At 40.5% G+C, this 8,648-nt stretch carries 7 protein-coding genes; 6 read left to right on the forward strand and 1 reads right to left on the reverse strand.

Annotated features, from left to right (window positions below):
• The 6 genes from DZC72_RS00005 to DZC72_RS00030 all read left to right on the forward strand — a co-directional run.
• Nucleotides 1-1,716 (forward strand): T9SS type B sorting domain-containing protein (locus DZC72_RS00005; RefSeq protein ID WP_133306766.1); only part of this gene is annotated, 1,716 nt, incomplete at its 5' end.
• Nucleotides 1,717-1,718: 2 nt separating this feature from the next.
• Nucleotides 1,719-2,666 carry a PorP/SprF family type IX secretion system membrane protein gene (locus tag DZC72_RS00010; protein ID WP_125220905.1) on the forward strand — a complete coding sequence of 316 codons (948 nt, stop codon included), beginning with the start codon at nt 1,719-1,721 and terminating at the stop codon, nt 2,664-2,666.
• Nucleotides 2,667-2,676: 10 nt separating this feature from the next.
• Entirely contained in the window at nt 2,677-4,587 is a 1,911-nt protein-coding gene (locus tag DZC72_RS00015; RefSeq protein WP_243641599.1) for an OmpA family protein, read from the forward strand.
• A gap of 104 nt (nt 4,588-4,691) precedes the next feature.
• Entirely contained in the window at nt 4,692-5,726 is a 1,035-nt protein-coding gene (locus DZC72_RS00020) for a COX15/CtaA family protein (protein WP_125220906.1), read from the forward strand.
• 26 nt (nt 5,727-5,752) lie between these two features.
• Nucleotides 5,753-6,250, forward strand: a complete 498-nt coding sequence (locus tag DZC72_RS00025; protein ID WP_125220907.1) for an IS1096 element passenger TnpR family protein — start codon at nt 5,753-5,755, stop codon at nt 6,248-6,250.
• 98 nt (nt 6,251-6,348) lie between these two features.
• Entirely contained in the window at nt 6,349-7,407 is a 1,059-nt protein-coding gene (locus DZC72_RS00030; RefSeq protein ID WP_125220908.1) for a nucleoid-associated protein, read from the forward strand.
• Nucleotides 7,408-7,583: 176 nt separating this feature from the next.
• On the opposite strand, the gene DZC72_RS00035 is transcribed toward DZC72_RS00030, so the two are convergent.
• The gene (locus tag DZC72_RS00035) at nt 7,584-8,648 is read right to left on the reverse strand and encodes a hypothetical protein (RefSeq protein ID WP_243641600.1); all 1,065 of its coding nucleotides are present in this window, start codon (nt 8,646-8,648) and stop codon (nt 7,584-7,586) included.

An 8,648-nucleotide genomic window follows, 5' to 3' on the forward strand; every position in this document is an offset into this window, starting at 1 on the left:
GGGGACACTTTCGACAACGACGACCTCTTCGCTCGGCTGGGCGGCTCGCCCGATGCCGGGGGGACATGGACCGATAACGGCGACGGGACACATACCTATACCGTGCTGGCCACTTCACCGTGTACGGCCGATGATTCAAGCACCGTGACCGTAACGCAGCAGGTGCAGCCAAACGCCGGGACCGACGGCGTTTTGAACATCTGCCAAGGGGACACTTTCGACAACGACGACCTCTTCGCTCGGCTGGGCGGTTCGCCCGATGCCGGGGGGACATGGACCGATAACGGCGATGGAACGCATACCTATACCGTTCTGGCAACGGCACCGTGTACCGTTAATGATACCAGTTCTGTCACGGTCGTGGAACAAACGCCTCCCAACGCTGGAAGCGACGGATCTTTAAATATTTGTCAGGGCGATACCTTTGACAACAACGACCTTTTCGCCCACCTCGGCGGTTCGCCCGATACCGGGGGGACATGGACCGATAACGGCGATGGAACGCATACCTATACGGTACTTGCAACGGCACCGTGTACTACCGACGACTCCAGTACCGTGACCGTATCAACAAATCAGACAGATTCTAATAATAATGGTATTGCAGACTGTACCGAAACAATTCCAGTTCAACTTATCATCAATATTGACCCCATCACTGCCGACAACATTATAAATGAACAGGAGTCTCTTGAAACCATAACTATTACCGGTAACGCATCCGGCGATTTTAACGAAGGAGATATCGTAACGCTTTCTCTTAATAACACAAACTATACGGGAGCGGTGGACGTCAATGGAATTTATAATATTTCTGTATCCGGAAACGACTTGGTATCGGACAATGATAATAGTGTCCTAGGAACAATCACTACTATTAATAGCAATGGAAATACGGGTTCGGCATCCGTACAACATCCATATATAATAGATACGCAGGCACCATTGGTGGAGAGTTTTACTACGACGGACACTTTCCCAATTTTACTTGGTTACGGAAGCCCTAATGAAATCCTCACCATTACGGTTGCTTTTGATAATTCTGGAAGCCAAATCACTTACGTCATCAATACGGATATTGATGGTATCTGGGCAATAGACACATCAACCGAAGTCCCACAGAACGGAAGCTTTCCTACTATAGATGATGAAGCAATATTAAGCATAACCGCAACGGATATTGCGGGGAACACAGGAATTGGAGAGGTTATTATCATATTTGAGAATGAACCACTAACTGCGGATAGCGATAATGATGGTTTGCCAGATGATGAGGAAGTACGAATAGGTACGGACCCCAATAATCCAGATACCGATGGTGACGGTATTAGGGACGGACAAGAAGTCTCCGATGGAACTGACCCATTGGACCCTTGCGATTCTGTCGGAGGAACACCCCCTTCAGGTTCAACTTGCGAACTATATGTGGAACTTGATATAGTTAAACCTGGTGACAACATCAATGGTAATTTTGAAATAATCAATATTGAAATGTTTCCTAACAACTCGGTTCAAATTTACAATCGCTGGGGCGTAAAAGTTTGGGAAACAAAAGGTTATGAAAATAATACCAATGCGTTCAACGGTATTTCTAATGGCAGAACTACCATTATGCAAAACGAGGAACTTCCATCCGGTGTCTATTACTACGACATTCAATATGAAGCACGAGGAGAACAGAAATTGTTAACAGGATATCTCTATGTAATCAGATAGATATGAGCAGTAATAAAAGAAATATCCTTTTTTGTTTTACCCTTTATATGGCGGTACAGTTTGGTTTTAGCCAACAAGATGCACAGTATACCCAATATATGTACAACACCCTTTCCGTTAATCCAGCTTATGCCGGTTCCCGTGATGTTTTGAGCATTGCATTACTACATAGGTCACAGTGGATAGGAAGGGATGGAGCGCCGAACACACAGACTTTAAACATTCACGGACCTACCTCTGACCGAGTTGGTTTGGGATTGTCAATCGTACATGATGAAATTGGTAACAATACCAACCAGAACACTTATGTTGATGCTGCATTTTCCTATACTATAAACACCTCTGAATCCGATAAAATATCATTCGGACTAAAAGCAGGAGGTCATCTATTAAATGTTAATTTTAATAATCTGAGAAATTACAGTGCCAGTGCCAACATAATTACGGAGACTGAATTGTACCGAAAGTTCACTCCCAACATTGGTGCGGGAATCTATTTTCATAACAACAAATTCTATACGGGTCTATCTGTCCCGAACATTTTACAGACCGAGCATTTTGAAAGCGCAGGAGGAAATGACAACTTAGTCTCGGTGGATAGAATGACTTGGTATCTTATTTCTGGTTATGTTTTTGATTTATCCGAGTCGCTAAAATTCAAACCTGCCTTTTTGTTGAAAGCCACCCCGGGCGCCCCGTTGCAGGCGGATGTATCTGCCAATTTTTTAATTAACGACAAATTCACCCTTGGTGCGGCATACCGCTGGGATGCTGCTATAAGTGGTCTATTCGGTTTTCAGATGACAAAGGGGTTTATGTTGGGCCTTGCCTATGATAGTGACATATCAGAATTGGGAGGAACCAAATTTAACAACGGCTCTTTTGAAGTGTTCTTGAGATATGAATTCATTAAAAAAGATAAAATCGATTTAACCCCTAGATTCTTTTAAAAGACGAAGCATGAAACTCAATTTACATCACATAGGGATGATTTTATTACTGCTTCCGGTTTTCGCTCTGTCACAAAAGAAAACAAAGACCGCGGAAGATAATTTTAACCATTATGGATATATGGTGAATATGTCCACCTATGAAGAGTTGAGCAAGCAAGGGTTGACTGATGAGGAAATATGTAAGAACCTTGGAAATACGGCCTATTTAAATGCCAAATACGATGAGGCTACGTATTGGTTTTCAAAACTTTTTGAACTGAACGATAGTTCCATAGATGCAGACTATTTTTATCGTTATGCTCAAGCTTTAAAGTCGACCAAAAATTACCGCGAATCCGAAATTTGGATGAACAAGTTCAAAAAAGCCAATACGAACGATGTTAGGGCATTGAACCACAGCAAAGATGAGAATTATCTGAAAGAGTTGATGGCACCATCAACCGAATTCACGGTCGAAAACTTAAGTTCCATCAATTCAAAGGAATCAGACTTTGCACCATCCTTTTATCAAAATCGGCTCATATTTTCAACCGCAAGGGACTTGGAAACAAGTAAAAGAACTTCAACCCCCTATTTGAACCTATATCAAGCGACGAAACCCAACGAAGAAAACTATAGTACCGCCACTCCATTTGATAAAGAACTAAAATCAATGGCCAATGAATCGTCCACAAGTTTTTCAAAAGATGGAAAAACGGTCTATTTCACAAGAAACAATTTCAATAAAGGTAGCTTCAGTAGGGACAAAAAAGGAATAAGCAGGTTAAAAATTTATCGTGCAACATTAAACTCGGGTCTATGGGGTAATATTGAAGAACTACCCTTTAACAGTGACTCGTATTCTGTGGCGCATCCCTCATTGAACGAGGAGGGTACAAAACTATATTTCTCATCGGACATGCCAGGAACTTTGGGTGCATCGGACATTTTTGTGGTAGAAATACATCCCGACGGCTCGTTTGGAACTCCAGAAAATCTGGGGCCGAAAGTAAATACAGAGAGTAGGGAGTCTTTTCCCTTTATATCCGATTCCGGCATTTTATACTTTGCATCTGATGGCCACCAAGGATTAGGGGGCCTTGATATTTTCTCGATCGACTTGAAAAAATATGATAACGTGGCCAATCTGGGAAATCCCATAAATAGCCCCTATGATGATTTTTCATTGGTTTTTGATGAAGAGCGGACCAACTGTTTTTTTGCCTCAAATCGACCTGGTGGAATTGGAGGAGATGATATTTATTATTTGAAGACCATAGACTGTATGGTCACCATTTCTGGGATAGCTACCGATAAGGATAGTGAAAAAGCAATTCCAAACGCAATGATGACGGCCTACGATGGATTTGGTGGTATCATTGGGGAAACCATAGCGAATGGAGATGGTGAGTTTGAGATACAAATACCCTGTCAAGAAAGCCAATATTCCATTGCGGGTAATTTGGTAGGCTACGAAGAAGGATTACTCTTGCTGTTTACTTCGCCTAATGAGAAAGAAATAAAAAATTTGAAAGTTGAGATGGAGGAAAGTAGCAAAAAAGCTGTTGTAGGTGCTGATCTTGTAAAAGTGCTAAAACTAGACCCAATTTATTTTGACCTGAACAGCTCCTATCTTCGGGAGGATGCTTTTGAAAACTTGGATAAGGTGGTGGCCTATATGCAGAAAAGACCGGATGTAAAGGTAGAAATAGGATCGCATACCGATAGCCGTGAAGAAGATAGTTACAACTTATGGTTATCGGACAGAAGGGCAAAAACAACCGTTTCATATATCATCTCAAAAGGAATCGATGAGACCAGGATTTCCGGTAAGGGTTATGGTGAAACCCAATTAATTAACCGATGTGCAAACGGTATCATATGCTCCGATAGAGACCACCAGCTAAATAGACGCTCCGAATTTATTATTGTAGATTAAACCCCTGTTTTCAATTGATTTGGCGTAAAAGCGAAACGGTTGAAAAAAACGGGGTTTCCCCGTTATTTTTGCAAAAGAGTAGTAATTTTGATAAAAGAATCAAAATGATAGCCACTTTCAGAAAACTTGCGAAATTAACCTTAATCTTGGTGTATTTGGTCGTTGTTGCCGGGGCGGTCGTACGTATGACAGGAAGCGGTATGGGATGTCCGGACTGGCCAAAGTGTTTTGGGTATTATATTCCTCCTACCGAAGCTTCTGAACTTCAATGGCAACCGGAACGTTCCTATGAAAAAGGTCAAGTAATCATAAAAGAAGAAACCCTACAGGTAGCGGCCAAGGATTTTACCTCCGCAAATTCATTCAATGCTGAAAATTGGAACTTGTACACCAAACATGATTATGCCATTTTTAACCCATGGCATACCTGGATAGAATATATTAATAGACTATTGGGAGCCTTGGCGGGTCTGGCCACTCTTATACTGGCCTTTGCTTCACTAAGGTACTGGAAAAAGCAGAAAAGGGTTTCAATTTTATCTTGGCTGGTAGTATTGGGAATGGGTTTTCAGGCTTGGCTAGGGGCTACTGTTGTTTATTCCGTTTTGGAACCAGTGAAAATAACCTTGCATATGCTAATGGCCTTGCTAATTTTGGCGATGCTTTTGTATATAATTTTTAGGGTTAACAATGAGGACAAAAGAATCATTTATGACAGAAAGACACTCGTTCTAGCCTCTTTTGCACTGATTTTAACACTCTTTCAGATTGTCCTTGGCACACAAGTTAGGCAGTTCGTGGACCACCAAATTGATATTTTAGGAGAAGCCACCAAAGGGTCATGGTTAGAAGACCCAACCTTGGTCTTTTATGTACACCGTAGCTTTTCTATCCTTGTAATACTCGTAAATTCCTTATTGGCCTACAGAATCTTTACATTGAATCTTGGCCATGTAAAAATTGTTTGGATTCTTTTTCTCTTGATCGTCGAAGCAATCTCAGGAACGGCCATGTACTATTTGGATTTCCCTTTCGCGAGTCAACCTTTGCATCTTGTGGTCGCATCCATTTTGTTCGGGGTGCAGTTCTATTTGGTTTTAGATGCCTTAAAGCCTGAAATTAGTCCCAATTCTTTGTAACTTTGCCATCCCACAAAAATAAAGGTATGGTCTATAAAATAAGGATAATACTAGATGCTGAGGAGGATATCTTCAGGGACTTGGAAATTGAAGCGCACAATACTCTAGAGGAATTTCATAATGCCATAACCCAAGCATTTGGCTTTTTAGGTAATGAAATGGCCTCTTTCTATACCTGCGACGAAAATTGGAAACAGGACGAAGAAATTGCCTTGTTCGATATGAGCGAAACTGGATCCGACGTACGTTTGATGAACGAAACCTTTTTGGAAGATGTACTGACAGAGGATAGCCCAAAAATGATCTATGTATATGACTTTTTGAATATGTGGACCTTTTTTGTGGAGTTGGCGGATATTGTGGAAAAAGTAGATGGACATCCCTACCCTAATGTATTATTCAGCTTTGGGGAACTCCCTGAGTCACCTCCGGAAAGAAAGTTTGAATCCGAAAATAGTGCCTTCGATTTTGACGATACCTTTGAAAACTATGACGACCTGGATTTTGATGAAAATTGGAATTAGTTAGTTGTTAGTTGTTAGTTGTTAGTTGTTAGTTGTTAGTTGTTAGTTGAAGTAAAAGAATTTTACCCCAAAGCAATCCATTTAAACCATAAAATTTCATGATCAACTTATATGCCACCCAGATCGAACACATTTCCATCCACAGGGTAGGAAATAAAAATAAAGGTGAAGGAATTTTCTTGTCGGCTGAACCTTTTGCCCTGAACGATGAAACTACAGGACTTTTAAAAGAATACTTTTTTAAACCGTTCCGGGAAAAAGAGGAGAACTATTTTAAACTTTCCAATGAGGTGGATGTGGAATTCAATGAATTGTACAAATTGGCCAATACCGTTTTTGATGACCCATCTAACTCCCATTCGGCCTCAAAAAAAATCGCCACCTTACTATTTGAACAGTCCAACCATCCCCATATTAAAAGTGGTGAGGTGTATGTGGCCTTCTTGACCGGGGTTCATTTGGACAATGAAAAAATAGATGCCATTGGCATTTTCAAAAGCGAGTTGAAACATGACTTCCTCCAGTTTAAGGAGAATGAAAACAATTTGGATATTATTGTTCAGCAGGGTATCAACATCAATAAATTGGATAAGGGTTGTTTAATTCTCAATGTCAATAAGGAAGATGGTTACAAGGTGTTATCTGTGGATAGCAATAAATACGACACCAAATATTGGCTCGAAAATTTCCTAAGTGTAGAGCCCCTTTCCGATGACAATTTCAAAACAAAGAACTATCTAAAATTCTGTCAGAACTTTGCGAAAGACGTGGTATTGCCCGCCGAGGATAAACAACAGGAGGTTCTGTTCATGAATCGTGCGGTAAACCATTTTGCAAAGAACGATGCCTTTGAGGAAACCAATTTCCTAAATGAGGTTATGGAAAACCCAGACTTGATTCCGGAATTCAAACACTATAAGGTAGAGAAAGGTCCTAAATACAGCATAGAGGATGTTTCCAGTTTCGATATTGCCAACAAGGCCGTTTCTGATGCCCGAAGAAAAATTAAAAATGTCATCAATCTAGACACCAACATCCAGATTAAACTGGACTTTATAAATCCGGAGTCGGCTGAAAAATTTGTGGAAAAAGGTTGGGACGAAGAACGCCAAATGTATTATTATCTAGTATATTTTAATAAGGAACAGAAGAGTTGATGGTTGATGGTTGATGGTTGATGGTTGATGGTTGATGGTTGATGGTTGATGGTTGATGGTTGATGGTTGATGGTTGATGGTTGATGGTAAGGAAGTTTATTTTAAATAAATAACAATCAATAAGTTACGTTTATTTCTATCGAATTTTACTTATATTTTCACCTAATTGCTTATAACTAGATTTTTATATTCTGCTCTATAATCTGTTTCATACTTACATCCTCATAATTACGTCGAACAAAATTGAGGGCCAGGTCAAGGACTTCCCCCATGGTTTTGCATTTAACGAAATTGGCATCGGAAGTTAAGGTCCCTATTTGTTCTTTTAAAAGTGCGATATTTTCTTCAGTGGAAATGGTATCTTCCTTACAGATTGCCCTTAATTTTTTGATTCGGTTTCCGGAACTGAGGATACGTTTGGCCACCATGGAGCGCTCCTCCAACTTGTATTGGTCTACGGAATCCCTGAGTAGTTTTTGTCGAACCATTTCCACCATTTGATAATTTTCCTTGAAGAATTGGGGTCGGTATACCTTCAGCTTCCCTTCAAAGCACTGTTGGTCAAAGTCTATGGCTCGAATCTTATAGACCACATGATCAAAATCATGGGTGGGTACTATCACGTAATTATAGGAGCGCATGTCGCCTAATAGACGAATCATACATCGCTCATTGAATTTTACAAATTCCTTTGCCAATTGAGCTTTTTCAGGCTCGGAACACTTGGGCAGCATATTCTTAATGAACTCGTCACCAGGAATCCCGGCTATATGCTCCTCGATCAAGGTATCCTTATACACCAAAAAATTGAGGTTGTAGGGAGATAGCATATGTTCCAATTCTAGCCCGTAAATACGGGATGCATCGGTACGTTTTATATAGAAATAGGTAAAATTATCGTTTAGAATATTCCTGATCTTGATACGAAAAGGTTTGGAGTTCCCAAAGGTGCAGAAATCCACTGCATCCACATTAAGGTATTGATGGATGTTATTGCTACCATCGGAATGAAGTATCGAATATACCTTTTTAAGGCTGTCATCTATTTCCTTTCTATCAAATTCTGAATAATACACCCTGATCCAAAGGGTATCTTCATCATTTTTGTCGTACACCACCACTGACCCTGAAAACCGAAGCAAATCATCATAGAAAATAGGGATCTCACTTTTCCGGTTATAATGTTTAAGGTATCCGTCCAAGGCCTCGCTTACAGGATAGGCTGGCTTTTTCTTGGACAT

This window comes from Maribacter algicola (assembly GCF_003933245.1).
Taxonomy (GTDB): Bacteria; Bacteroidota; Bacteroidia; order Flavobacteriales; family Flavobacteriaceae; genus Maribacter; species Maribacter algicola.